Below are 24,542 nucleotides of genomic sequence, written 5' to 3'. Positions count from 1 at the left end.
CCGTCACTGTTCCACTCCGGTCACGTGCCCTTCAAGCTGATTATAGATCCGGAAATTATTCTTGCCTGGCAGGCAAGGAATATATCATCCCAATCGCTCGATGGCGATGCATTCGATAACCCTGCCATCGGCGTGATCTGGGAAGACGCCTACGTTCTGGTGATCCGTGATTTGGTGCAGTTGCCGAACGGGAACATTACTCCATACATAAGGGTTGTTGGAACAGCAAGCATCCAGGGGGCCACAGGAGTGGCCGTGCTGGCGCATATGAAAGGCAATTTTCTCTTGTTGCAGCATTTTCGACATGCTACGCGTTCCTGGCACCTTGAGATTCCCAGAGGATTTGGCACGGTAGGGATTGGGCCTGAAGAGAATGCCCGAAAGGAACTGCTGGAAGAAGCTGGTGGTGAGGTTTCGGATGAACTTCTCGATCTCGGTCCGATGCATAGTGATACCGGAATGCTAGAAACAGAAGTCAGGCTCTTTTGGGCACCCCTTCGTTCAGCTGGCAAGCCTGAAAATTCTGAAGGGATAGCTTGCCTCAAGTGGGTAGAAGTCGAGGAATTGGCGCAGTTGATTGCGACAGGCGAGATTTCTGACTCCTTTACCATCGCTGCATTTACTCGCGCGCGGCTAAGGGGTTTACTTTGAAGCACTTGGGGGCTCTGGATGGTTTTGAGCTCTGGCGTGACGGTCAACCTGTGGGGGCGTGACAGGCGTTGCCAACCGGGGCCGTCGCCAGCCTGCTTACCAGCACGACCGAAGAAGCCCACAGCTATGACCATTGCAAGGCATGGGTTTCTGTCGTTGTTGGTTGGCCTCGGTCGTCCTCTCGCACCGCCCACGCTCTGGACTTCAAGTATGGCGATCTGCGCAGCCACAACTGATCATTGGCGGCCGTGACCTGCGGCCGCCTTATCTATCAACGTCCTGACCTGCCGCTGAGCTGTCGGTAGTTGTCGACGTTGGTCATCGCTGAGCGCCCTTCCACGGCCCGAGGACGGCCCGGGAGGGCGCTCGTGCTTGAGCACCGCATTAGGAGTTCGATCACGCGGCTCTCATACGGCCCTCACAGTCCTACCGATATGGCGTGCGTGATCGCTCAAGGGTGCTTGCGTCCACCGTCGTTGATGTCAACCGGTGATGTCAGGTTGGATGGTCCGATGGAGCATATTGAGGCCGAGCTGTTCACAGATGGTGGCAACGACGCCGTGGTTCGCTTGTCCGGCAGACGGTTCCCCGGGGTCTTGGTGCAGGGCGACTCCCTTCGCATCCTCCGCAGTGACGTTGCCGAGGGGTGGAGGCGTGCGAGCGGGGTGACCTGGAGGAAGCTCGGGACTCTGCCGGCCTTTTGCTGACGAACCTGGATGTTCTGCTGGCGCGGTACGAGGCTGCGTTGGACACGCACGAGATTCCGCGGCCGTACTGAGCTGTCAGGCCATGAGCTTGGGAAGCTGCGAGCAGTTGGGGCCAGTTAGGGCGTTTACCTGGGCGTACGGCTGAGATGTGGTGTTGTTGGGCGCGACTGCTTTCACCGTGATTCCCCGCTCGATCTGGTGTGGTAGTGGTGCAGAACTGCGGCGTCCAGGAAGTGATCAGCTGGCCCCACTCCCTTCCGGGGTCTCCTCCTCCGTCCGGATGCCCGGCTGCTAGCTTCCGCACCATGTGGGCTCAAGAGATTGTGGCCGGCCGACCGGCTTGGCGGCATATCCCTTCCGGAGTGGTCTTCCGGGCCGTGCCCGGTGGGACGTTCCGGATGGGCCTGTCCGACGCGGAGCTGGACGCGGTTCGTGCCATCGAGCGGGCCGATGGTGCTGATGAGGACCTCGAAGCGTTCTTCGCTGGCGCTGACCAGGCCAGGCCGGTGCGAGTAGTGCGGGTCGAGCCGTTCCTGATCGCCCGGCATCCGCTCACGGTTGCGCAGGTACGGCACTGGCTACCCGAGTACGAGGACAGCTACGCCGACTCGGCTTCGAGCACGGCCCGGGTCGAGGACGACTTGGACGACCTGCTCGGGGCGTTGCCCTTCCGGCTGCCCAGCGAGGCGGAGTGGGAGTATGCGGCCCGAGCAGGTACGACCACTCTGGCCTTCCGCGGAGACGGGAGGCCGTACGAGGACCAGGTGCTCGACGACTTCGCCGACGAGGAGCGCACGGCCGCGGCTGAGAACGCCTTCGGGCTGGCGGCGATGGGGTCGGCGAACGAGATCTGCGCCGACGTGTGGTTCCCGCATTTCGCGGACGCGCCGGTGGACGCGCGCCCTCGTACCGGGGACGGACCGCGGGTGGTGCGCGGAGGTGGCGGCGACCTCAGTCCGTGGCAGGGCTGCGACGAGTGGCTGCTGTTGCTCTCTGCCACCCGCGACGCGTTCCAGGACTTCACTGCGCTTCGCCCGGTTGCACCCGTGCCAACCAGTTAGGGGCATGCCGAGCGCAGTTGGACACTCAGCGGTGCGGCTCCCGGTGCGGGGGATCAGCGCACGTCAGCTCAGTTCTCCGGGTGCAGGCATAACCCTCCCAGTGTCGCAGATCAACTCGGGGAGCCCAGGCCACAGCGGGGTGGGGGTGGTCACCCGTGGGTGCCGACTGTCGGCGTTGGTCGGCTTCGGACGGCCCAGGGACGGCCCAGAGGCTCAGCACGGAACGCAGCGGCCAGGGCTGCTGTCCGTCATTCCAGAGGTCCACGGGCTGCAGAGCAAGGTAGGAACCGTCAACCTGGGAGTGGCGTACTGCGGAGCCCGAGCCGACATCCCTGCAGACGAAAAACACGCAACGCCCACATACACCCGATCTCCGCCGTAACCTGAAGCGGGAGGGGAACATGACTGACAACAATGAGTCTGCACGCACTCACTGGCTTTACGAGTGGATTGACGCTTACAACATCAAGTCCCGCGACGATCTGTTGCGGCACGCGGAAATTCCGGCAACTCTTGAACGCTTGCATGATATCGCCACCAAGGTACCAGCCTGGCACGCGAAGCCCGCCCCTCAGGAGCGGTCTATTGTGGCGGGCGGAACGCTGGACCTCTCGGGGCGGATTACCTGCGGCGCGGCCGCATGCGCTAAGAAGCGCATCGATAGAATCTTTGGCCAGATCTGGCATTATTTCGATTCAATCGTTGTTGAAGGTCCTTCTGCCCGTTCCACAGTGCGCGCCTTGGAGACGATGAAAAAAAGGGAACGCCCTGCCTTCTTCTTCACTCTATGGGAGGAAATCGACCTTCTCCTTTATGCGCGCAAGATTGGCATTGTCGACAACTTGGTTTTCCGGGAGAAGCCCCACGCATTTTGCGATCATCACCTCCGCGAGAACGCAGCCGAAGCGGGAATTGCGGCCGCAGTCGACGGCAATCTTCGCAAAGAGATCGCGAAAGAGCTGAAGAAGAGCTCTACCATCCAGCTCACCCCAGAAGGCGACGCGTGGAGGTATTTCATCTCCAACCCTGAGTTTTCCGAAACCTTCAGTGGAAGGTATCGGCATTCTTCCAAAAAGGGCGCCAAGCCGAGCAAGCAGCAGGCTGCAGAGGCCGCAGTTCGGCGTTGCAGCGCTGCGCTCGTCTTCGATGCAGCAATGAGCAGGAAGCTTGGTCTTCCACTAGTTCAGGAGTTCTCTTTCCTCTGGCCCAATCAAAGCATGACCGAAGATCCTGAAAGTCTGGAATCGCGGGTTGCTTTGCAACTCCCCCTCCCCGTCCTGCAGGGACTCGCGGCCCGCGATATCGTAAGATTCCGAGCCGACCACAAACCTCACTTTGAGCGCTTCCAGCACGCCCTCACTGAAGCGATACGTGAACAAGCAGACCGCGTTGGCACGAGTTCACCCGCGAATATCGCCGCTGCAGTAAATGAAGACTTCATCCGGCCAGCGATGGCGGACATCGAGCGCTCCATGATCGAGACAAAAAGACTCTTCGGAACAAAATCTGGAACTTCGATTGCCGTGGGAACCGCCATCGCGGGTGCCGGGATCCTCTCATCGATTCCACTGGTCATTGCGTCAGGGCTAGGGGCGGCTGTGACGGTAACACTGGCGAGCGCAAATTCTTATCTCGATAGCAAGAAGGATGCGAAGCTGTCCGACGTCTATTTTCTATGGAAAGCGACGAAGATGCACAATAAATAGGTCGGCGGAGCGGCTTTGGGCGGGAGCTGCTTTGGGGCGAGTGATCTTGGCCCCTTAAGCTTCCGGCGAGTCGGGCAGTCTGTGGACCTGCCCGTTAAAGCACGACGTTGGGGCCAAGATCTTAGAGGCTCGCCCCAAAGTGGCTGCCTAAAGCCGTGGAGCCGACCGCCCCAGCCATAGAGGGTGTCTCCCACTTCATGCCCGCAGCCGCCGAGCGCGCCGCCGGGCGCGGCCAGCCGGGGCGCAGACAGGAGGCAGGCCGCGCCGCAGAGGCGGCGCGCGCCCGCGCCGTGCGCGGGCCTTGATGATGGAGAGAAAGTCTTATCCCGCTGGGATGAGGTGCTTGCCGTCGTGGCTGCGTACGTGGGGGCCGTTGCCGTCCAAGGCGTCCAGGAGCCTGACTGCGTAGACCTCGGCCATTCGCTCGCTGACCTCGTCCGGAGTGAGCCAGGTAACGGCGCTGGACTCGCTGGAGGTTCGTTCGGTGCCGCCTGAGAGCTTGCAGCGGAAGACCAGGGCGACGACGCCGCGGGTCATGTTCTTGTAGACGCCGGTGAGTTCGTCCACCTCGATGTGGATGCCGGTCTCCTCCAAGACCTCGCGAGCGACGCCGGCCTCTGGGGTCTCGTCGAGTTCGAGGATGCCACCGGGGAGCTCCCAGGTGCCGTTGTCGGCTCGGCGGATCGCCAGGAGGCGGCCGTCCTCGCGCACCACCACTCCGGCTACGGACACGGAGTGCAGGGGAGGGGGTGTCGCTTCCTGTGGTTGACTCATGTAGAGGAGCTTAGGAGGCAGAGAAGGACTATGGGAACTGCTGCTGGAGGGGGCACGGCCGGGCCTCGGTACGTGCAGATCGCGGAAGAGATCGTGCAGCAGATCCGGGCGGGGGTTCTGAAGCCTGGTGACATGGTGCCGAGTGAGTCCGAGCTGGTGGAACGTTACGGCGTGTCTGGCGGCACCATCCGTAAGGCCATGGCCGAGGTGCGGGCCAGTGGACTCGTCGAGACCCGGCACGGCAAAGGCTCGATCGTGAAGAACCGGCCTCCTGTGCGGCACCGCTCCTCCGATCGCTTCCGGCGTTCGCTCCGGCAAGGCGGGCAGGCGGCCTACCTTGCGGAGTCCGCACAGTCCGGCGCCACCGCAAAGGTGAGCGTCCTCTATGTCGGGCCCATGGAGGCTCCCGAGGACGCTGCTCAGCGCCTAGGTGTCTCCGCCGGTACGCAGGTGTTGGCCCGTCGGCGTCTCTACTTCCGCAACGGCGTTCCGGTCGAGACCGCCACGTCCTACCTGCCGTGGGATGTCGTGAAGGAGATCCCGGAGCTGTTCGCCGAGAACCCCGGCGGTGGTGGCATCTACGCCCGGCTCGAAGACCACGGACATGAGTTCGCGGAGTTCGTCGAGACGTTGCAAGCTCGGCCGGCCTCGAAGTCGGAAGCCTCGGAGCTTGCGCTGAGCCAGGGTGCTGCAGTGGTTCACCTGATCCGGGAGGCCCGTACGACCGCGGGTCTGGTGGTCGAGGTGTGCGACACGCTCATGGCCGCTGACCAGTTCGTTTTCGAGTACCGAATCCCTGCCGACGACTGACGTCCCCTCAACTCTTCACAGCCCGTCGCGAGTTCTTTTTCGCGGCGGGTTGACTCATGTACAGGAGTGATGCACTCTTCTTCATGTCACTCATGTACATGAGTGGCGGAGTTCAGCACCTACAGAGGAGCATTCGCTATGCGTCAGATTCCCGTCGACACCTCCGCCGCGGTCGTGATGGTGGCCAAGACCCCGCAGCCCAAGGTCAAGGACCGCCGCACGGGCGAGATCGCCATGGACATCGAGTCCGGATCGAAGCTGATGACGGTCGACGTGATGTTCGCGGCGAACGAAGAGGTGGAAATCCTGTCCATCACCGTCCCGGAGCCCGGGATCAGCGGTGAGCTGGCGATGGGCACGCCGGTCGCGCTCACCGGCCTGGTCGCCCGGCCCTGGGAGAACGACTTCAACGGCCAGAAGCGGCACGGCATCGCGTTCCGTGCGGTCGCGGTCACCTCGCTCGCCAACGTCAACGCCGCCGCAGGGCCGAAGGCGGCCTGATCATGACCGGCTTCACGGTCGCTCTGGTGCTGGTCGTCGCTGCCGCGGGTCTCCTGCGGTGGCGGCGCCCCGCCTGGTACTGGCTGGTCTTCGGGGTCGCCCTGGCCACGCTGCGGGTCCTGGTCCGGTACCGCTCCGTCATGGACGCATGCGGGCTGACCGTACCGCCCGCGCGATGGCGGCTCGCCCTGGCACGGGCCACCAACCGCCCGATGCCGGAGTCCCGTCCGCCGCGCATACTGCGGCTGCGGCCGACTCGCACCGGCCTGGTCCTACGGCTCAAGCTGCGCCCCGGCCAGGACGCCTTCGACATCGCCGCCGCCTCGGACCGGCTGCGGCACTCGTTCTCGATGTACGGCGTGACCTCGCGTGAGCTGCGATCCGGCGTCGTAGAGGTGCGGATGACCGGCTACGACGTGCTCAAGCGGGTGCAGATGCCCGCCACGCCCGTGACCCGGCCCATGCGGGTTCCCGTCGCCCTGCGGCATGACGGCTCGGTGCACTATCGCGACTACCGGGCGATACCCCATGCCCTCACCCTCGGCGCCACGGAATCCGGCAAGTCCGTCTACCAACGCAACCTGGTCGTCGGCCTCGCCCCGATGGACGTCGCGCTCGTCGGCATCGACTGTAAGCAAGGGGTTGAGCTGTTCCCGCTGGCCCGCAGGTTCTCCGCGCTGGCTGACAACCCCGACACCGCCGCCGAACTGCTCGACGCGCTCGTGACTCGGATGGCAGATGTCTATCAGCTCATCCGTGCCCAGCAACTGATATCGGTCGACGTACCGGACGCTGAGATCGCCGCCGACATCTGGGACCTGCCCGACGAACTGCGTCCGACCCCGGTCGTCGTCCTGGTCGACGAGGTTGCGGAACTCGCCCTGTACGCCAACAAGGAGGAGGAGAAGCGACGGGACCGGATCATCACCGCGCTGGTCCGCCTCGCCCAACTCGGCCGCGCGGCCGGCATCTACCTGGAGATCTGCGGGCAGCGTTTCGGCTCCGAACTCGGCAAGGGCATCACCATGCTCCGCGCCCAGCTCACCGGCCGCACCGCCCACCGCGTCAATGACGAGACCTCCGCCAACATGGCCTTCGGTGACATCTCCCCGGACGCCGTCCTCGCCGCCATCCAGATTCCGGCCGAGATGCGGGGGATCGCCATCGCGGGCGACTCCTCCGGCGGCTGGCACCGCATCCGTGCCCCGCACACGTCGCTCCGCCAGGCCGTGAACCTCTGCAACCGGCACGCCGACCGGACGCCGGACCTGCCCGAGCTGGCGCCGTTCCGGCCCGCCCTCGTCGGACCCGCCGCTCCCGTGCTGTCGGTCAAGCCTTCTCCGGCCACCGCCTGATCTCTCGCTCGTCCCATCGGCCGGCGTGACCGTCTTCGCGCCAAGTCCCTACCCCCGCCATGCCTGATGAAGGGAGAACTCGGCATGTGCCCGAACTGCGAGGACTTCGCCCGGACCGTGCTCCTCCTCGGCCAACTCGCCTTGTACGCCGACATGGGCGGCGCAGACCTCGACTTCGTGGAAGCGGTCAGCACGTCTCTCGCCGTCTCGTTGCCCGAGCCGCCGCCCGGTGCATCCGGTGACGGCCTCGACGGCGGCCCCACCTATCCCGGTGAGGACTTCTGATGGGCGTCCGCCACGGCCTCCGTATCGACGCGGTGCTGGTTCAGGCCGTGATCGCCGGTGCCCTGTCCTTCGCCCACCTGCACGACCTGGCTGCCGCTGCCGGACAGGACGGCTGGAAGGCCTGGGCCTACCCGGTGAGTGTGGACCTGCTCCTGGTCGCCGCCTGGCGACGACTCCGCTCCGAGGGCCCGTCGCGGCTGGCCTGGTGCTGGTTCCTCATCGCCCTGTTCGCCTCCCTCGGCGCGAACGTCGCCACCGCCGGATTCCTCGACCTGGCCGACCCGCCCGCCCTGCTCCGCCTCGGCATCGCCGGGTGGCCCGCGCTTGCCTTCCTCGGCGGCACCCTCCTCGCCCACTCCGCCGACCACCGGCTCCCGGTTGAGACGGAACCTGTCCTGGCCCCGGAACCCGACATCGCGGAGGACCGCGAACCGGCCCCCGAACCCGTGCCGGACTCGGAGCCTGTCCCGGCCCCGGTAGAGGCACCACCGGCGTTTCCGTCCGCCGACCCGGTGCCCGCGGTTCCTGCCGTCCTCATCGACCACGCACGCAAGGTCGCCGCCGACTACCGCGACCGCACCGGTGCCCCGATCGACACCGACACCCTCCGCGCCCGCCTCGGCGTCCCGCCCCACCTCGCCGACGCCATCGCCGCCCAGCTCGCCTGACCCGGAAGGAACTGCCGATGACCTCCGACCCCGCAGACCTGACCGCTGCCGACTACCTCGACGGCGCCCGCGAGATGACCGCGGCCGACCGGCCCTACCTCGCCCACCTGCTTGCCGAGGAGGCCGCCCGGCGCACCACCGACCCGGCCACCGCCGCCGGTATCCGCGCCGGCTTCCCCGACCCCACCACCGCCCGGAAAGGCTGACCGCCATGCCCGCCCGCGACAACTTCCACTCCGTGATGCGGATCGGTCCCGTGCAGATCGGCACCCACCGCGACCACCACGGCCGGACCGTGCACGCCGCCGTCTGCACCGCCGACCGCTGCGGCTGGTCCGCCGACTACTCCAGCCAGTCCGCCGCCCAGCTCGCCGCCCGCACCCACCGCTGCCGCGTCCGCTAGGAGACACCGCCATGCAGGTCCCGCTCTGGTTCGCCCTCGCCGCCGTCGGCTACCTCGGCGTCAAGTTCCTCCGCCCGCCCTGGTGGCTCGTCGCCGTCCTCCTCCTGGGCGGCTACCTCCTTGCCGACAGCGTCCTCGCCCCCGCGATCGACACCGCTCTCACCAAGTAAGCGCGAAGGGAGAACCGCCATGCTCCGCCCGAAGATCCCCACGATGCCGACCCCTACCGGACTCGTCACCCCGCCCGCCGTGGTCGAGCCGACCACCGTGGTCCAGCACCATCCGACGCCGGCCCCGGCCCCGGCCGCGTCGATCCGCCCGACGATCCAGCTCACCCCCGGCACCGCACTCGCGTTCGTCGGAGCCGGCACGGCCGTGGTCCTGGTCCTCGGTGTCGTCTTGGTCTCGCTGCTCCTGGCGGTCGCCATCACCGGCGCGTCCGTCGCCGTCTGCGCCGTCGTCCTGCGCTCCCTGATGAACGCCGACGCCAAGCGACGCTGACCGGCCCCCGGGCGGCCCTGATACCGCCAAGCATCCGCCGCCCGGGAGCCGTCCCCACCGATCGATCTCGCAACCGGAAGGAACCCCCAGCATGGCCCACCGGGCCTCACCCGCGACACCCAAGGTGGCCACGTCCGCCCACCCACTCGACCCGATCACCCTCGGCGACGTCCTCCGGGTGGCCTCGGCCTCCGACTACACCCGCTGGGAGGACCAGATCCGCCGTACCGGCGGCTGCTCCGACCCGATCCACCTGACCGGCTGGACGCTTACCAAGGACAAGACCACCGGCGAGACGCTGCACCACTACTCCACCGAGAACGAGCCGGGCGGACGCTTGCGCCTCGCCTGCGGCAACCGCCGGGCCTCCCGCTGCCCGTCCTGCGCCTGGACCTACGCGGGCGACACCTACCACCTCATCCGCGCCGGCCTCGCCGGTGACGACCGCCGGGACATCCCCGCCGCCGTCCGCGATCACCCGCGCGTCTTCGTCACCCTCACGGCCCCCTCGTTCGGCCCGGTCCACAACCGGCCCGATCACGGCGGCCCCTGCCGCTGCGGCGACCGGCACGCGTCCGACGCCCCGGAGCTGGGCACCGCCCTCGACCCGGACACCTACGACTACGCGGGCGCCGTCCTGTTCAACAACCACGCCGGACAGCTCTGGCAGCGCTTCACCACCCGGCTCCGCCGCGAACTCGCCGCCCGCGGCGGCCTGGCCCGCCGGGAACTCGCCGACCACCTGCGCGTCTCGTACGGCAAAGTGGCCGAGTTCCAGAAGCGCGGGGCCCTGCACTTCCACGCCGTCGTACGACTCGACGGCCCTGACGGACCCGGTACACCGTCGCCCGCCTGGGCCACGGTCGACGTGCTCACGGACGCGATACGGGCCGCCGCCGCGCACTCGTACACGTCCGTCTCGGTTCCGGCCGCCGATGACCAGCCCGCGAGGACCTTCCGATGGGGCCGACAGCTCGACGTCCGGCCGGTCAAGGCCTTCGGGGACGGCTCCGACATCTCGGAACAGGCCGTGGCCTCCTACGTCGCCAAGTACGCCACCAAAGCCGCCGAGAACACCGGCAGCCTGGACCGCCGCATCGGCGAACTCGCCGAACTCGACCGCCACGGCGTACCCGACCACACCCGGCGGCTCATCACTGCCTGTCGCGACCTCGACGCCCTGTACCCGGACCGACGCCTCTGGGCCTGGGCGCACATGCTCGGCTTCCGCGGGCACTTCTCGTCCAAGTCGCGCGTCTACTCCACCACCCTCGGCGCCCTCCGCCAGGAACGCGCTGACTTCCGCGCCGCGCAAGAGGCGTCCGTCCTCGGCCTCGACGACCGCGAACCGGACACCGTTCTCGTCCTGACCGACTGGCAGTACGCCGGCCACGGCCACACCCCGGGTGAAGCCGCCCTCGCCGCGACCATCGCGCACGACCTGCACACCAACCGCGAGACCGCTCGCGAAGTGCTCCGGAGCGAAGGGACCACGGAATGACCACGGCCGTCCGGTCGCGCACCATGCTGACCCTCGCGGAGGTCTGCGAGGAACTGGGCGTCTCACGCTCGACCTTCTACGACTGGCGGGCGAAACGGCGTGCGCCGCGTTGCATCAAGCTCCCGAACGGCGACCTCAGGATCCGGCGGAGCGATCTCGACCACTGGCTCGACGACCGTGAGGACGCCGCCTGATGGAGACCACGTACGACGTGAAGGTCTACAAGATCCTCACGTACAAGGGGGCCCGAAAGACCACGTACACCGTGCGTTGGGAGGTCGCGGGCAGGCGCTGGCGCGAACCCTTCGGAACCGTCGCACTCGCTGAGGGCTTCCGCTCCGAACTGATCCGTGCCACGGGCAAGGGCGTGGCCTTCGTCATCGCCACCGGACTGCCGGTGTCCCATCGCTCCAAGTCGGCTTCGATGAGCTGGTACGCGTTCGCCGTCGGGTACGTGGACGCCCGTTGGGCGGAGCTTGGCGGCAACAGCCGTAAGAACACGGCGAAGACCCTGACGGCGGTCACCATCGCGCTGCTGCGGGCGCAACCGGCCCAGTTCTCGCCGGTGGCCGTGCGGACGGCGCTGCGCGAGTGGGCGTTCAACGCGACTCGCCGTGCGGAGGCCCCGCGAGACGTGGTGACCATCCTCAGGTGGGTGGAGCGCAACTCCCTGCCGGTCTCGGCCTGGGAGGAGCCGGAGAGGGTCGATGAGGTCCTGCGAGCCGTCGACACGCGCCTCGACGGCAAGCAGGCGGCGGCCTGGTCGAGGAAGCGCCACCGCCGGATCCTCAACGTCGTCATGAAGCACGCGATCCGGCGGCGCGTCCTGCGGACCAACCCCCTCCCCAAGGGGAAGGACTCGACGGCTGTCACCAAGACCACCAATGCTGTGGACAAGCGGTCGTTGATGAATGCGGACCAGGCGGCGGCGCTCCTCGACTGGATCCGGCGCCGGCCGCGTGGAGGACAGCGGCTGCACGCGTTCTTCGCCACGCTGTACTACTGCGCCCTGCGCCCGGAGGAAGCTGTAGCCATGCGCGTGCAGGACGTGACGCTCCCCGGCCCCGGTACCGCGGACCAGTGGTGCGAGCTGCTGATCCACACGGCGACTCCGGAGGTCGGCAAGCAGTGGACCGACACCGGAGAGATCCACGAGGAACGGGACCTGAAGGGCCGCGCCGAGGGCGAGACGCGCACCGTGCCGGGGCATCCCGCCCTGACGCGCATCCTGCGGCAGCACATCGAGGACGAACAGCTCAAGCCGGGGGATCTCCTCTTCCAGGGGGAGACGGGCGGCATTCTCGCGGGTTCGGTCATCCGCCGGGCGTGGCGCAGTGCGCGCAAGGCCGTCCTGCTCCCGCACGTTTTCGAGTCGCCTACCGGGAGGCGGGTGTACGACAACCGGCACACGCGTCTCACGAAGTGGCTCAATGACGGAATTCCACCCGCCCAGGTGGCCGAGTGGGCCGGGAACAGCGTGCCGGTGCTGCTGGCCACCTACGCACGATGCGTCGAGGGGCAGTTGCCTGACCTGAAAAGGCGTCTGGAGGCCGCCGGGGATCTTCCCGAGCTGCCCGCCCCAGGCTGAGGCTTCTCGCCGAGAACTTCGACACGTATTCGACAGGGCCACCGGCGAAAACCCGGTGACAGCCGGACAGCCCCGGAACCTCCCCTTGATCGTCGGGGGAGTGTCCGGGGCTTCGTCGTGGCGAGTGAAACACGCCGTGACCAGCAAAAATGCCCTCCCAAAGGGAGGGCGGAGACTTGCGCCCCCGGCAGGACTCGAACCTGCGGCCAAGCGCTTAGAAGGCGCCTGCTCTATCCACTGAGCTACGGGGGCCGGGTGTGGTGGCCTCTGTCGTGGCGCCCGGGTGTGGGCTGATCCGTGACGTTGCCGGGGACAAGGATAGGGCTCCCGAGTCCTTGCCCCTGTTGCTTCGCCTCCGTGGCTCAATGTGGAGGTTCGGTGAAGCGGTCCTGATAATCGCAGGCAGGTACGAATCGTGCACCTCTTTTGGCGTCTCGCGCCTCGGGTGTTGTGCACTCGTTATGCCTGCGCCCCTCTCGTCCCCTCCGTCCCGTGTGTCCTGTCGGCGCGCAGGCGAACTTATATGCTTCAGAAAGTCCACAAAATTGGGCATTCTTCGCATGTGGTGACCTTGGACGTACGGCCTCAGCTGCTCGACGCGCTCTCCGCCCTGCGCGACCGTGTCGCCGCCGCGCGCTTCCCGCTGCCCCTGGCAGGAGCCCCGCGCGCGCGTGCCAACCGCGACGAACTGCTCGCGCAACTCGACGACTACTTGGTGCCCCGGTTGCGGCACCCCGAAGCGCCGCTGCTCGCCGTTGTCGGGGGATCGACGGGAGCCGGCAAGTCCACTCTCGTCAATTCCCTGGTGGGGCGGAAGGTCAGCGAGGCCGGGGTGCTCCGGCCGACGACCCGTACGCCCGTACTGGTCTGTCATCCCGAGGACCATCACTGGTTCAGTGGCATGCGCGTCCTGCCCAATCTCACCCGCACGTGGGTGCCTCCACAGGAACCCGGCCAGAATTCGGGCGACGATTCCTTTCCGCCGGGCCGGGACGGCGGCAGGGACGGCGAGCGCGTCCTCCGCATCGAGACCACCGACAGCCTTCCGCCCGGTCTCGCCCTCCTCGACGCGCCCGACATCGACTCCCTGATCGCCGACAACCGCGTCTTCGCCGCCGAACTCATCTGCGCCGCCGACATCTGGGTGATGGTCACCACGGCCGCCCGCTACGCCGACGCCGTGCCGTGGCATCTGCTGCGGACCGCGAAGGAGAATCGGGCGACTCTGGTCACGGTGCTCGACCGGGTGCCCCACCAGGTGGTGTCCGAGGTCTCCCGGCAGTACGGGGCGCTGCTGACCAAGGCCGGGCTCGGCGACGTACCCCGGTTCACCGTGCCCGAACTGCCCGAGTCCGCCTGGGGCGGCGGGCTGTTGCCGGCCAGCGCGGTCGCGCCGCTGCGGACCTGGCTCATCCAGCAGGCGACTGATCCGGCCACCCGGCACCAGACCATGGCCCGTACCGCCCAGGGCGTTCTCGACTCGCTGAAGGCCCGGATGCCCGAGCTGGCCAGCGCGGCGGCCCAGCAGTACTCCGCCGCCCTCCGGCTCACCGCGGCCGTCGACACGGCGTACGACAGCGAGCACGCGCGCGTGAAGGCGCGTCTGCAGTCCGGGGCCGTGCTCGCGGGCGACGCCCTGAAGCGGTGGCGGAGCTATCCGCTCGACTGCACCGCCGGCGAACTGCTCGAGGCCCTCGTCGAAAGCCTCGGCACGCTGCTGCTGTGCGCCGTCAGCGCCGCCGACGAGCGGATCGGCGAGGCCTGGCGCCGTGAACCGGCCGCCGTGGCCGCCGGATTGACGGAACGGGACGCGACCCGGGAGAGCGTCGAACACCGGATCGGGATGACCGTACGGCGCTGGCGGCGCGTCCTCGAGGAGTACGCCGAGGAAGAGGTGCGCGACCTCGACCGGAGCGTCGCGCCGGACGCCGAGGTGGTGGCCGCCCTGGTCGCCACGGCCCTGCTGGGCGGACGGCGGGCCCGGTCCGCGGGGGAGGGGCTCGCCGAACGGATCGGGGCGCACGGCGCGCTCCGGCTGCGCGACCGCGGGGGGCGGCTGCTCACCCAGTACCTGGACCGGGCCCTCGACACCGAGCGCGACCGCCGCCTCGCCCCGCTCGACGCACTCGACGTACACCCCGAGCCACAGGCCGAACTCATCGCCGCCCTGTCCGTACTGCAGAAGGAGAGGTGACCGCCGTGACTGCCGTCACTGACCACGCGGATCAGACCGGAGACAGCGTCCCCGAGAAGGGTGACGACGAGAAGGCCGACAAGGGTGACGAGAGGAGAGAGCCCGGCCTCAAGGGGGAACACGGCTTCGAAGGACGCGACCAGCAGGAGGACGAGGGGGAAAGCAGCCTTCCCGTAGAGGGCGCTTCCGAAGAGGAGCACCTGAAGAGCCCTGGGACAGGTCCCTCGGGGAGCGCCGAGAACAAGCGTCCTGCCGAGAACAAGCCTGCCGAGAACAGGTCTCCTGAGGGCACCGAAGAGCGCGACAAGGCCGAGAGCCGCCCGAGCCGCGAGCAGCATCGGAAGCGCGAAAACGACGTCCACGCGCGCGTGCCCGACAGGTCCGACAGCGACGCGTCCGGTGAGGACGGCGCGTCCGGCCGTACGGAATCCGGCGACCCCTGGGACGACGGGCTCATCGCCCGGCGGGTCACCGAGACGAGCGCCGCCGAGCGGGCCCCGGTCGTGGAGACCAGGGCCCCGGTCGCGCAGACGGTCCACCCGCTCGCGTACGACGGGCCTCTGCGGTCGCGGCTCGACGCGCTGCGGGAGTTGGTCGGGCTGTCCCGTACGCGGCTGGACAGCAAGACGCTGGCGGAGGCCGGACGGGTGCTGGACGAGGCGGCGGCGCGGCGCAGGCACTCGGGGCAGCACACGGTCGTCGCCATCGCGGGCGCCACCGGCAGCGGCAAGTCGACGCTGTTCAACGCGCTCGCGGGCGTGACGATTTCGGAGACGGGCGTACGCAGGCCCACCACGGCCGCACCCATCGCGTGCAGTTGGAACGACGGCGCGGCGACTCTCATCGACCGGCTGGGCATTCCGGGACGGCTGCGGCGGCGGCCGTTGCTGAGCCCGGAGGCGGAGGCGCAGTTGCGCGGCCTCGTACTGGTGGACCTGCCCGACCACGACTCGGCGGCGGTGCAGCACCGGGAGCAGGTGGACCGGATCCTGGCGCTCGTGGACGCGGTCATCTGGGTCGTCGACCCGGAGAAGTACGCCGACGCCATGCTCCATGAGCGCTATCTGCGGCCTCTGGCCGGCCACGCGGAGGTCATGTTCGTCGTCCTCAACCAGGTGGACCGGCTGCCCGGGGAGGCCGCCCACCAGGTGCTCGACGATCTGCGGCGGCTGCTCGACGAGGACGGGATCGCGCTGGGGGAGTACGGCGAACCGGGCGCCACCGTGCTCGCGCTCTCCGCGCTCACCGGGGACGGGGTGGGGGAACTGCGCGAGGCGCTGGGGCAGTTCGTGGCCGAGCGGGGCGCGCCGGCCCGCCGGGTCCGCGCCGATCTGGACGCGGCCGCCGCGCGGCTGTGGCCGGTGTACGCCAATCAGCGGCGCGCGGGGCTCAGCGAGCGGGCCCGGGACGAGTTCGCCGCGCGGCTCGCCGATGCCGTCGGCGCCACCGCGGCGGGCGAGGCCGCCGAGCGCGCCTGGCTGCGCAACGCCAACCGCGCCTGCGGTACGCCCTGGCTACGGCTGTGGCGGTGGTACCGGGACCGCAGCGAACCCCCGACCGGGCGGTTCGCCCTGGCGGCGCCCGTGGACGAGGAGGCCACCGCGCGACAGCGCGTCGAACAGGCCGTACGCATCCTGTCCGAGCGCGCCGCGACGGGGCTGCCCGCGCCCTGGGCCCAGGCGGTGCGCGAGGCGGCCGTACGCGGGGCGCAGGGGCTGCCCGAGGCGCTGGACGAACTGGCGGTGCGGGCCGGGGCGCCTACGGGACGGCCGCCGCGGCCCGGCTGGTGGCCCGTCGCCGTGCTCGCGCAGGCGGCCATGACGGTCCTTCAAGTCATCGGCGGCCTCTGGCTGCTGGCGCAGATCATCGGCTTCATGTCGCCGAACCTCGGGGTGCCGGTGCTGCTGATGGTGATCGGCATCGTCGGCGGTCCGGCCATCGAGTGGGGCTGCCGGCTGGCGGCACGCGGTCCCGCACGGCGTTACGGCTACGAAGCGGAGCGGCGGCTGCGGGAGGCGGCCGCCGGGTGCGGCCGGGCGCGGGTGCTGGATCCGGTGGCGGCCGAGTTGCTGCGGTATCGGGAGGTTCGGGAGCAGTACGGGCGGGTGCTGGGGGCGGCCCCGGTGGGGTGAGGGTCATGGGCAGGTGGGGTGAGCCACGGCAGGTGGGTTGAGGGCGGCGCTGGTCGGGTGAGGGCCATGGCAGGTGGGTTGAGGAGCGGCTTTCGTCTGCGCAGTTCACCCCATCGGGTGACGGAGATATCCACAACCGGCGGGTAGCACACAGGGCTCAGCGGGCTCGGCCCGACGGCGGCAGTCTGAACACGCGGCGATCACAGCACCGCCGCACGACAGACGCAGCGGCCGTACGGGACGGGCCCGTACGCGTGTCCGGTCGGCACCGGCGTCGGTGCCGGCGCGAAGGAGGGTTCGCGAGATGAACGAGACGATGGTGTGTGTGGTGGGGAACGTGGCGACGCAGCCGGTCTGCCGGGAGTTGTCGACGGGTTCGTCGGCCCGGTTCCGGCTGGCGGTGACCTCGCGGTACTGGGACCGGGAGAAGAGCGAGTGGACCGACGGTCACACCAACTTCTTCACGGTGTGGGCGAGGCGCACACTCGCCGCGAACGTGGGGTCGTCGGTGTCGCTGGGTGATCCGGTCGTGGTGCAGGGGCGGTTGAAGGTGCGCACCGAACAGCGGGACGGACAGAGCTGGGTCTCGGCGGACGTCGACGCGGTCGCGATCGGGCACGACCTGTCGCGGGGCACATCGGCGTTCCGACGGACACCCCGTGGTGAAACGGCGGTGACAGGCCAGTCCCAGCCGGAGCCGAACTGGGAGACATCGCCGCCCGAGAGCCGACTCGACGCCGCGTCCGAACTACGGCCGGAGCCAGCGGGGGTGACGTGACGTCAGATCGTGGGCGTACGCCCGATAACCAACGCCCTGGCTGAACTGCGGCTTATCGACGAATGCATTGCGATCGGTCCTCGCACATGGCTCATCAATTTGTCGATAAGTGCTGTTCGCGAGCTGTGCAACCGATAACGATTCCGATTCGGATCGGTTGTCCGACGATACGACTGGGAAGAGTGGTGCGCCGCATCCCTAGGATGCCGGGCATAGCTCACGGGGCGTCTGATTTCTGCTGGTGGGACCACACCCCCCACGTCAACGGGTCCTGCTCGAAGGGAATTTCTGTGGTTTCTTCGTTCTCGGCGTCGTTCGCCGTGTGGTCGGGGTGCTCCGCGCCCAGGCGAGGGGCGGCCCGCCTCGCCGCCGTGTCACTCGCCTCGGGAATCGTCGTCGCGGGTGCGATCGTCACCGCGGGCCCGGCCGCCGCCGACGAGACGGCGCAGAGTTCGGGCGGAGCGACCGCGACCATAGGCGGCCTCAAGACGTACGGGACGGCCGTGTTCCGTGCCGACGGCGAGGAACAACAGCTTCCCGCAGGCCTGTTCGAGATGTTCGTCGACGGCGGCGGCACCCTGCAGACGTACTGCGTCGACGTCCAGAACCCGACGCAGAAGGACGCCAAGTACCAGGAGACCCCCTGGAGCGGCACCTCGCTCAACGCCAACAAGGACGCGGGCAAGATCCGCTGGATCCTGCAGAACTCCTACCCGCAGGTGAACGACCTCGCGGCACTCGCCGGCAAGGCCGGCGCCAAGAGCCTCACCGAACAGGACGCGGCCACCGGTACGCAGGTGGCGATCTGGCGGTACTCGGACGGGGCCGATGTGACGGCTCTGGACCCGGAGGCCGAGAAGCTCGCGGACTACCTGGAGAGGAGCGCGCGGAACCTGGCGGAGCCGGCGGCCTCGCTGACCCTCGACCCGTCGGCGGTCTCCGGCCGACCGGGCGAGCGGCTCGGCCCGGTCACGGTGCACACCAACGCGGACGCCGTGACCGTGACCCCGCCCGTGGACGCGACGGCGGACGGTGTGAAGGTCGTCGACGCGGACGGCGAGGCCGTGACCTCGGCCGGTGACGGCAGCGAGCTGTATTTCGAGGTGCCCGAGGACGCCGCGGACGGCTCGGCCGAGCTGACCGTGCAGGCCTCGACCACCGTGCCGGTCGGCCGCGCCTTCGCCTCCGGGACCCGCAGCCAGACCCAGATCCTCGCGGGCTCCAGCGAGTCCACGGTCTCCGCGACGGCGACCGGGCACTGGGCCGAGAAGGGCGCCATACCCGCACTCTCGGCCGAGAAGAACTGCGCCGAGGGCGGCCTGGACATCACGGCGGCCAACCAGGGCGACAAGCCCTTCACCTTCGAGCTGATGGGCATCACGTACGCCATCGAAGCGGGCGAGACCCGCACGGTGACGATCCCGCTGCAGGAGGACCAGGCGTACGACTTCACGATCAAGGGGCCGAACGGCTTCGCGAAGCGGTTCCAGGGCGTGCTCGACTGCCAGACGGAGACCGAGGCGAGTGAGAGCGGCGACTCGGTCCAGACGCTGAGCGAGCCGAGCCCGGCGACGGTCGGCGGCAACGCGGCCGCCGACTCCGGCACCGACCTCGCCGAGACCGGCAGCTCCGGCGCGACCCCGGTGATCGGCGGAATCGCCATCGGCCTGGTCGTGATCGGCGGCGCGGTGATGATCGTCCTTCGCAAGCGGAACCCGTGAAGAGGGAACCGCTGGTCATCCGCGAAGTGGATCCGTGAGAGAAAGAGCTCCTTGGCAACTCAACAGTGAGTGACCGCTCGGTGACACGCGAGTTCGACGCGGCCCCGGTACGCCCTCAAGGCGCCGGGGTCGCGTCGCTCGTCCGAGGGGGTTCACTATCCGGTTTCCGTCGAGGGCTGGCCGTGCGGCAAGATGGGTGGTACTGCCCACTGCCAGATTTCAAGTTGCCGGACGGTTTCTCTTGGCTGAGTACATCTACACGATGCGCAAGACACGCAAGGCGCACGGCGACAAGGTGATCCTTGACGACGTCACGCTGAGCTTCCTGCCCGGCGCGAAGATCGGTGTGGTCGGCCCGAACGGTGCCGGTAAGTCCACCGTTCTCAAGATCATGGCGGGCCTCGAGCAGCCCTCCAACGGTGACGCGTTCCTGTCGCCCGGCTACACCGTCGGCATGCTCCTGCAGGAGCCGCCGCTGGACGAGTCCAAGACGGTCCTGCAGAACGTGCAGGACGGCGCCGCCGAGATCATGGGCAAGCTCAAGCGCTTCAACGAGGTCGCGGAGCTCATGGCGACCGACTACTCGGACGCGCTCCTCGACGAGATGGGCAAGCTCCAGGAGGACCTGGACCACGCGAACGCGTGGGACCTGGACACCCAGCTGGAGCAGGCCATGGACGCTCTGGGCTGCCCGCCCGGCGACTGGCCCGTCACCAACCTGTCCGGTGGTGAGCGCCGTCGCGTCGCGCTGTGCAAGCTGCTGCTCGAAGCCCCCGACCTGCTGCTGCTCGACGAGCCCACCAACCACCTGGACGCCGAGTCCGTGCAGTGGCTGGAGCAGCACCTCGCGAAGTACCCCGGCACCGTCGTCGCCGTCACCCACGACCGGTACTTCCTCGACAACGTCGCGGGCTGGATCCTGGAGCTCGACCGCGGCCGCGCGATCGGCTACGAGGGCAACTACTCCACGTACCTGGAGACCAAGCAGACCCGTCTCAAGGTCGAGGGCCAGAAGGACGCCAAGCGCGCCAAGCGGCTCAAGGAAGAGCTGGAGTGGGTCCGCTCCAACGCCAAGGGCCGTCAGGCCAAGTCCAAGGCGCGTCTGGCCCGCTACGAGGAGATGGCCGCCGAGGCCGACAAGATGCGGAAGCTGGACTTCGAGGAGATCCAGATCCCGCCGGGCCCGCGCCTGGGCAGTGTGGTCGTCGAGGTCAACAACCTCAGCAAGGCCTTCGGCGAGAAGGTCCTGATCGACGACCTCTCCTTCACGCTGCCGCGCAACGGCATCGTGGGCATCATCGGCCCGAACGGCGCCGGCAAGACGACCCTCTTCAAGATGATCCAGGGTCTGGAGGAGCCCGACTCCGGTTCGATCAAGGTCGGCGAGACGGTCAAGATCTCCTACGTCGACCAGAGCCGCGAGAACATCGATCCCAAGAAGACGCTGTGGGCCGTCGTCTCCGACGAACTGGACTACATCAACGTCGGCCAGGTCGAGATGCCCTCCCGCGCCTACGTGTCCGCGTTCGGCTTCAAGGGCCCGGACCAGCAGAAGCCGGCCGGGGTGCTCTCCGGTGGTGAGCGCAACCGCCTCAACCTGGCGCTCACCCTCAAGCTGGGCGGCAACCTGCTGCTCCTCGACGAGCCGACCAACGACCTCGACGTCGAGACCCTGTCGTCGCTGGAGAACGCGCTCCTGGAGTTCCCCGGCTGCGCCGTGGTCGTCTCCCACGACCGCTGGTTCCTGGACCGCGTGGCGACGCACATCCTCGCCTACGAGGGAGAGTCCAAGTGGTTCTGGTTCGAGGGCAACTACGAGTCGTACGAGAAGAACAAGATCGAGCGACTCGGTGCGGACGCCGCCCGTCCGCACCGCGCCACCTACAAGAAGCTGACTCGGGGCTGATCTTGCGGCACATCTACCGCTGCCCACTGCGCTGGGCGGACATGGACGCGTACGGCCACGTCAACAACGTGGTCTTCCTCCGCTACCTGGAGGAAGCCCGTATCGACTTCCTGTTCCGCCCGGAGAAGGACTTCAAGCAGGGGTCCGTGGTGGCACGCCATGAGATCGACTACAAGCGGCAACTGGTGCACCGGCACCAGCCGGTGGACATCGAGCTGTGGGTCACGGAGATAAGAGCGGCGTCGTTCACGATCACCTACGAGGTCAAGGACCCGGACCAGGTCTACGTCCGGGCCTCGACGGTGATAGTGCCGTTCGACTTCGCGACGCAGCGGCCCCGGCGGATCACTTCCGAGGAGCGCGAGTTCCTGGAGGAGTACAGGGATGACGAGGAGGAGGCCGTCGCCGCATGACGGTGCTCCACCTCGCCGACGAGGGGGAGGCGGCGGATCTCGCGGCCTTCCTCTCCCGGCTGGTCCACTACGACCGCGGAGCGGCGGTGCGCCTCCAGGCGGCCGGCACCGCACTGGCCGTCTTCGGCCGGCCACCGTCCTTCGAGGTGCTGGCGATCCGCGCGGTGCGCCTCGCCAAGCCGTACGAGAACGGGCTCGACGTCACCCTCGACGTGACGGTGTCGGCCGGTGAACTCCTGGAGTCCATCGACGAGCCGGCGGGTACGGCCGTCGTTCCGGGAGCGGTGACCGGGCCTCCGTGGGCCGGGGTGCTCCCCCCGCGCGGCGGCTGGCGGCCGGAGGCGGGGCTGCCCGCGCCGGACGCGTTGCGGGCGATGGTCTCCACGGCGGTGAGGGAATTCCGTTCCCGTACCGAGGAGTTGGCGCCCGAGCGGCGTACGCGGGCCGAGCTCGACCGGATCGGGCGGGAGATCTGGTCCCGGACGGTCGGGGACACGCATCTGCCGGTGCGGGCCGTGCACGCGGCCCAGTCGCTCGGCTTCCTCCGTCCCGCGCGGACCCCCGGCGCACCCGACGTGGCCTCGCTCGGACTGTTCTCGTCGGGCGCGTGGCTCCGGCTGCGCACGCCGTACGGGTCGATCGCCGTACGCAGGGCGGGACTTGGGGCGTTGGACGTCAGCGTCCGCTGAGCGTCCCTCCCGGGCGCCGCTACTCCGCTGGACGAAGGGCCGGGCGGCGGCCCTCAGGGCGAACCCGATGCCGCCCATGACCGTGGTGAGGACCGTCCAGGTGCGCAGTCCGCCCGCCGCGTCCAGGCCGGCGAGCCTGGTGAACATTCATAGCCCGCGTCGTCGATGTGCCAGACGGCGAGACCGCCCGCCCCCATCGCCAGGGCGACCAGAGAGAGTCGGCCGGTGGGCAGGTCGGTGACGACCGAGGAGTCGTCGTGGGCGGCCAGGCGGCGGCCTCGCCGAGGAGGTAGAGCTGCTGGGCGGCGGAGGCGAGCGGGACGGGGACGTGGGCGTCCTTGGCGATGCCGGTGACGATCCCCATGTCCTTCACGAAGATGTCGAGACGGGTCTTCACCTCGGGGGCTACGTCGCTCGCGTACGTCTCGACCATGCGGGGGCCTCGGTCGCCGAACAGGAACGAACCGGCGGCGCCGTGGCGCAGGCTCTCGACGACGGTGGCGGGATCGAGGCCGAGGCTGCGGCGAGGGCGACGGCCTTCGCAGTGGGATTCGTCGTGGAACTGGGCGACGTCGAGTTTGAAGCCGCCAGGGGACCGGCGCCGACTCGGCGGCCGATCAGCCCGGTGAGTTGATCATCGAGGCGGCCGCGTACGTGAGGTATTTCCACAGCGTGTGCTCGTGTTCCTCGGAGAGGTTGAGCTCGTCGACGGCGACGCGCATGTGCTGGAGCCAGGCGTCGTGGGCGGCGCGGTCGACGGCGAATGGGGCGTGGCGCATGCGGAGTCGGGGATGGCCCCGGTTCTCGCTGTACGTCGTGGGGCCGCCCCAGTACTGGATCAGGAACAGCGCGAAGCGGTCCTCGGCCGGGCCCAGGTCCTCCTCGGGATACATCGGCCGCAGGATCGGATCCTCGGCGACACCCTCGTAGAAACGGCGCACGAGGCGCCGGAAGGTCTCCTCGCCACCGACCTGCTCGTAGAAGGTCTGCTCCTGCAGCGTGCCGCGCGGAATCTCTTTCACGTCCCCCATGGTCTCAGACGCGGAGACCGAGGACTCAAGGCTTAGGACCATCCAAGAGCCGGCGTGCGGACCGGTCGATCCTGGACCGGTTGATTTCGGACCCGTGTGCCGTGGTGCTCGCCTCTGGGGGCGTCGGGCCGCACAGTGGAGGTATGGGCACGCACGCTGTGGACCACGACCTGGAACGCCTCGCCGCCGAGGCCCGGTCGGCGCTGGTGCGCGAGATCGAGGCGAGCGGGGCCTGGGACGCCGACCCTGACTGGCGGAAGGCGTTCGAGAGCGTTCCCCGGCATCTCTTCGTCCCGTACTACTACGTCGGCGTCATGGGGGGCTTCGAACGGCTGTGGGGCGAGGAACGCGACCCCCGCCGGCGTGAGCGCTGGGTGCGGGGCGCGTACGCCGACGTCCCGCTCGCCACACGAGTGCGCGACGGGGCGCTGATCTCCTCCAGCAGCCAGCCCTCGCTGATGGCGAAGATGCTGGCCGAGCTGGAGGTGGAGGACGGCAACAGGGTGCTGGAGATCGGCGCCGGGACCGGTTACAACGCCGCGCTGCTCGCGTACCGGCTGGGGGACGACCTCGTCACCACCGTCGACCTGGACGCCGACATCACCGAGGCGGCGCGCAGGCATCTGGACGCCGCCGGGTACCACCCGACCGTCGTCACCGGGGACGGGGCGCGTGGGGTGCCCGAGCGGGCGCCGTACGACCGGATCATCGCGACCTGCACACTGCACTCGATCCCGCGCCCCTGGCTCGCCCAGTGCGCCCCCGGCGCACGCATCCTGACGCCGCTCGCCACGGGGCTGGCACGACTGCGGGTCGAGGACGCCGAGCACGCGGAGGGGCGCTTCCTGCACACGTCCGCGTACTTCGTGCCGTTGCGCGGGGGCAGCGGGCCGGAGGCGGTGCGTCCGCACCTCGGCGGGCTGCCGCACCGGGCCAGGGACCACGAACTCTTCCGGTTCCTGCTGGCCCTCACGGCGGGCAGCCTCGACCCGCACGAGGCGTTGGCGCTCTGGCAGCGCGAGGGGATGCCCGCCCGCGAGCGCTACGGCATCACGGTCCGCGGTGAGCATGCCTGGGCCTGGCTGGACGACCCGGAGGGACCGTACGCCTGGTCTCTCCCGTGACCGGCTACCGGCTACCGGCGAGCGGCTACCGACTGCCGACAGA

Annotated in this window: 26 protein-coding genes, 1 tRNA gene and 1 pseudogene; 24 read left to right on the top strand and 4 right to left on the bottom strand. The window is 68.6% G+C overall.

All coding sequences use genetic code 11. The features are described from left to right. Window positions 1–24: 24 nt before the first annotated feature. The 4 genes and pseudogenes from JIX55_RS18735 to JIX55_RS18725 all read left to right on the top strand — a co-directional run bounded on the left by JIX55_RS18735 (window position 25) and on the right by JIX55_RS18725 (window position 4,125). Window positions 25–651: an NUDIX hydrolase gene (locus tag JIX55_RS18735; protein ID WP_257564456.1), complete on the top strand. Its 627-nt coding sequence runs from the start codon at window positions 25–27 to the stop codon at window positions 649–651. A gap of 434 nt (window positions 652–1,085) precedes the next feature. Then, window positions 1,086–1,429: pseudogene (locus JIX55_RS51455) on the top strand (DUF6959 family protein). Between the two features lie 291 nt (window positions 1,430–1,720). Continuing rightward, window positions 1,721–2,419, top strand: coding sequence for a formylglycine-generating enzyme family protein (locus tag JIX55_RS18730; protein WP_257564455.1), 699 nt, complete (start codon window positions 1,721–1,723; stop codon window positions 2,417–2,419). A gap of 401 nt (window positions 2,420–2,820) precedes the next feature. Then, a complete protein-coding gene (locus JIX55_RS18725; RefSeq protein WP_257564454.1) occupies window positions 2,821–4,125 on the top strand; it encodes a hypothetical protein in 1,305 nt (434 codons plus the stop codon). Window positions 4,126–4,446: 321 nt separating this feature from the next. On the opposite strand, the gene JIX55_RS18720 is transcribed toward JIX55_RS18725, so the two are convergent. Then, complete coding sequence (locus JIX55_RS18720; RefSeq protein WP_257564453.1) at window positions 4,447–4,899, bottom strand: NUDIX hydrolase; 453 nt, start codon at window positions 4,897–4,899, stop codon at window positions 4,447–4,449. Window positions 4,900–4,929: 30 nt separating this feature from the next. Here JIX55_RS18720 and JIX55_RS18715 point away from each other — a divergent pair, with 30 nt between their 5' ends. The 12 genes from JIX55_RS18715 (at window position 4,930) to JIX55_RS18660 (ending at window position 12,511) form a co-directional block, all read left to right on the top strand. Then, a complete protein-coding gene (locus JIX55_RS18715; protein WP_257569378.1) occupies window positions 4,930–5,709 on the top strand; it encodes a GntR family transcriptional regulator in 780 nt (259 codons plus the stop codon). Between the two features lie 138 nt (window positions 5,710–5,847). Continuing rightward, entirely contained in the window at window positions 5,848–6,210 is a 363-nt protein-coding gene (locus JIX55_RS18710) for an SCO3933 family regulatory protein (RefSeq protein ID WP_257564452.1), read from the top strand. Between the two features lie 2 nt (window positions 6,211–6,212). After that, the gene (locus tag JIX55_RS18705; protein ID WP_257564451.1) at window positions 6,213–7,565 is read left to right on the top strand and encodes an FtsK/SpoIIIE domain-containing protein; all 1,353 of its coding nucleotides are present in this window, start codon (window positions 6,213–6,215) and stop codon (window positions 7,563–7,565) included. A gap of 84 nt (window positions 7,566–7,649) precedes the next feature. Then, a complete protein-coding gene (locus tag JIX55_RS18700; RefSeq protein WP_257564450.1) occupies window positions 7,650–7,850 on the top strand; it encodes a hypothetical protein in 201 nt (66 codons plus the stop codon). Beyond that, window positions 7,850–8,518: a DUF2637 domain-containing protein gene (locus JIX55_RS18695; protein WP_257564449.1), complete on the top strand. Its 669-nt coding sequence runs from the start codon at window positions 7,850–7,852 to the stop codon at window positions 8,516–8,518. The genes JIX55_RS18700 and JIX55_RS18695 overlap by 1 nt, the downstream gene beginning before the upstream one ends. Before the next feature lie 17 nt (window positions 8,519–8,535). Continuing rightward, entirely contained in the window at window positions 8,536–8,724 is a 189-nt protein-coding gene (locus JIX55_RS18690; protein WP_257564448.1) for a hypothetical protein, read from the top strand. A 5-nt stretch (window positions 8,725–8,729) separates the two neighbouring features. Next, the gene (locus JIX55_RS18685) at window positions 8,730–8,921 is read left to right on the top strand and encodes a mobile element transfer protein (protein ID WP_257564447.1); all 192 of its coding nucleotides are present in this window, start codon (window positions 8,730–8,732) and stop codon (window positions 8,919–8,921) included. 11 nt (window positions 8,922–8,932) lie between these two features. Beyond that, a complete protein-coding gene (locus JIX55_RS18680; protein ID WP_094103445.1) occupies window positions 8,933–9,091 on the top strand; it encodes a hypothetical protein in 159 nt (52 codons plus the stop codon). A gap of 19 nt (window positions 9,092–9,110) precedes the next feature. Beyond that, window positions 9,111–9,422 carry a SpdD-like protein gene (locus JIX55_RS18675; RefSeq protein WP_257564446.1) on the top strand — a complete coding sequence of 104 codons (312 nt, stop codon included), beginning with the start codon at window positions 9,111–9,113 and terminating at the stop codon, window positions 9,420–9,422. Between the two features lie 91 nt (window positions 9,423–9,513). After that, the gene (gene repSA, locus JIX55_RS18670; RefSeq protein ID WP_257564445.1) at window positions 9,514–10,923 is read left to right on the top strand and encodes a replication initiator protein RepSA; all 1,410 of its coding nucleotides are present in this window, start codon (window positions 9,514–9,516) and stop codon (window positions 10,921–10,923) included. Further along, window positions 10,920–11,117, top strand: coding sequence for a helix-turn-helix transcriptional regulator (locus JIX55_RS18665; RefSeq protein ID WP_257564444.1), 198 nt, complete (start codon window positions 10,920–10,922; stop codon window positions 11,115–11,117). Before repSA ends, JIX55_RS18665 begins: the two co-directional genes overlap by 4 nt. Further along, window positions 11,117–12,511, top strand: a complete 1,395-nt coding sequence (locus JIX55_RS18660; RefSeq protein ID WP_257564443.1) for a tyrosine-type recombinase/integrase — start codon at window positions 11,117–11,119, stop codon at window positions 12,509–12,511. The genes JIX55_RS18665 and JIX55_RS18660 overlap by 1 nt, the downstream gene beginning before the upstream one ends. A gap of 179 nt (window positions 12,512–12,690) precedes the next feature. On the opposite strand, the gene JIX55_RS18655 is transcribed toward JIX55_RS18660, so the two are convergent. Further along, window positions 12,691–12,763, bottom strand: a tRNA-Arg gene (locus JIX55_RS18655). Window positions 12,764–13,073: 310 nt separating this feature from the next. Between JIX55_RS18655 and JIX55_RS18650 the strand changes: the two genes are divergently transcribed. From JIX55_RS18650 to JIX55_RS18620, 7 genes are all read left to right on the top strand, one after another. Then, the gene (locus JIX55_RS18650) at window positions 13,074–14,705 is read left to right on the top strand and encodes a dynamin family protein (RefSeq protein WP_257564442.1); all 1,632 of its coding nucleotides are present in this window, start codon (window positions 13,074–13,076) and stop codon (window positions 14,703–14,705) included. Next, window positions 14,702–16,837, top strand: coding sequence for a GTPase (locus JIX55_RS18645; protein ID WP_443046451.1), 2,136 nt, complete (start codon window positions 14,702–14,704; stop codon window positions 16,835–16,837). The genes JIX55_RS18650 and JIX55_RS18645 overlap by 4 nt, the downstream gene beginning before the upstream one ends. A gap of 304 nt (window positions 16,838–17,141) precedes the next feature. After that, entirely contained in the window at window positions 17,142–17,615 is a 474-nt protein-coding gene (locus JIX55_RS18640) for a single-stranded DNA-binding protein (protein WP_257564440.1), read from the top strand. 290 nt (window positions 17,616–17,905) lie between these two features. Then, on the top strand, window positions 17,906–19,336 hold the full coding sequence (locus JIX55_RS18635) for a TQXA domain-containing protein (RefSeq protein ID WP_257564439.1): 1,431 nt from the start codon (window positions 17,906–17,908) through the stop codon (window positions 19,334–19,336). A gap of 241 nt (window positions 19,337–19,577) precedes the next feature. Continuing rightward, complete coding sequence (gene ettA, locus JIX55_RS18630; RefSeq protein ID WP_257564438.1) at window positions 19,578–21,242, top strand: energy-dependent translational throttle protein EttA; 1,665 nt, start codon at window positions 19,578–19,580, stop codon at window positions 21,240–21,242. A 2-nt stretch (window positions 21,243–21,244) separates the two neighbouring features. Beyond that, complete coding sequence (locus JIX55_RS18625; protein WP_257564437.1) at window positions 21,245–21,655, top strand: acyl-CoA thioesterase; 411 nt, start codon at window positions 21,245–21,247, stop codon at window positions 21,653–21,655. Further along, window positions 21,652–22,344, top strand: coding sequence for a hypothetical protein (locus tag JIX55_RS18620; protein ID WP_257564436.1), 693 nt, complete (start codon window positions 21,652–21,654; stop codon window positions 22,342–22,344). Before JIX55_RS18625 ends, JIX55_RS18620 begins: the two co-directional genes overlap by 4 nt. Before the next feature lie 19 nt (window positions 22,345–22,363). On the opposite strand, the gene JIX55_RS18615 is transcribed toward JIX55_RS18620, so the two are convergent. Together JIX55_RS18615 and JIX55_RS18610 are read right to left on the bottom strand one after the other, a co-directional pair. Next, window positions 22,364–22,828 (bottom strand): NAD-binding protein, encoded by a 465-nt coding sequence (locus tag JIX55_RS18615; RefSeq protein ID WP_257569377.1) that lies wholly within the window; start codon window positions 22,826–22,828, stop codon window positions 22,364–22,366. 133 nt (window positions 22,829–22,961) lie between these two features. Further along, on the bottom strand, window positions 22,962–23,375 hold the full coding sequence (locus JIX55_RS18610) for a globin (RefSeq protein WP_257564435.1): 414 nt from the start codon (window positions 23,373–23,375) through the stop codon (window positions 22,962–22,964). A gap of 143 nt (window positions 23,376–23,518) precedes the next feature. On the opposite strand from JIX55_RS18610, the gene JIX55_RS18605 reads away from it, so the two are divergent. Further along, a complete protein-coding gene (locus JIX55_RS18605) occupies window positions 23,519–24,499 on the top strand; it encodes a methyltransferase domain-containing protein (protein ID WP_257564434.1) in 981 nt (326 codons plus the stop codon). Window positions 24,500–24,542: the final 43 nt, after the last annotated feature.

Origin of the sequence: Streptomyces sp. DSM 40750 (assembly GCF_024612035.1) — a bacterium.
Classification (GTDB): domain Bacteria; phylum Actinomycetota; class Actinomycetes; order Streptomycetales; family Streptomycetaceae; genus Streptomyces.
Note: the sequence above shows the minus strand (reverse complement) of the source record. Positions and strands in the feature narration are given on the sequence as shown.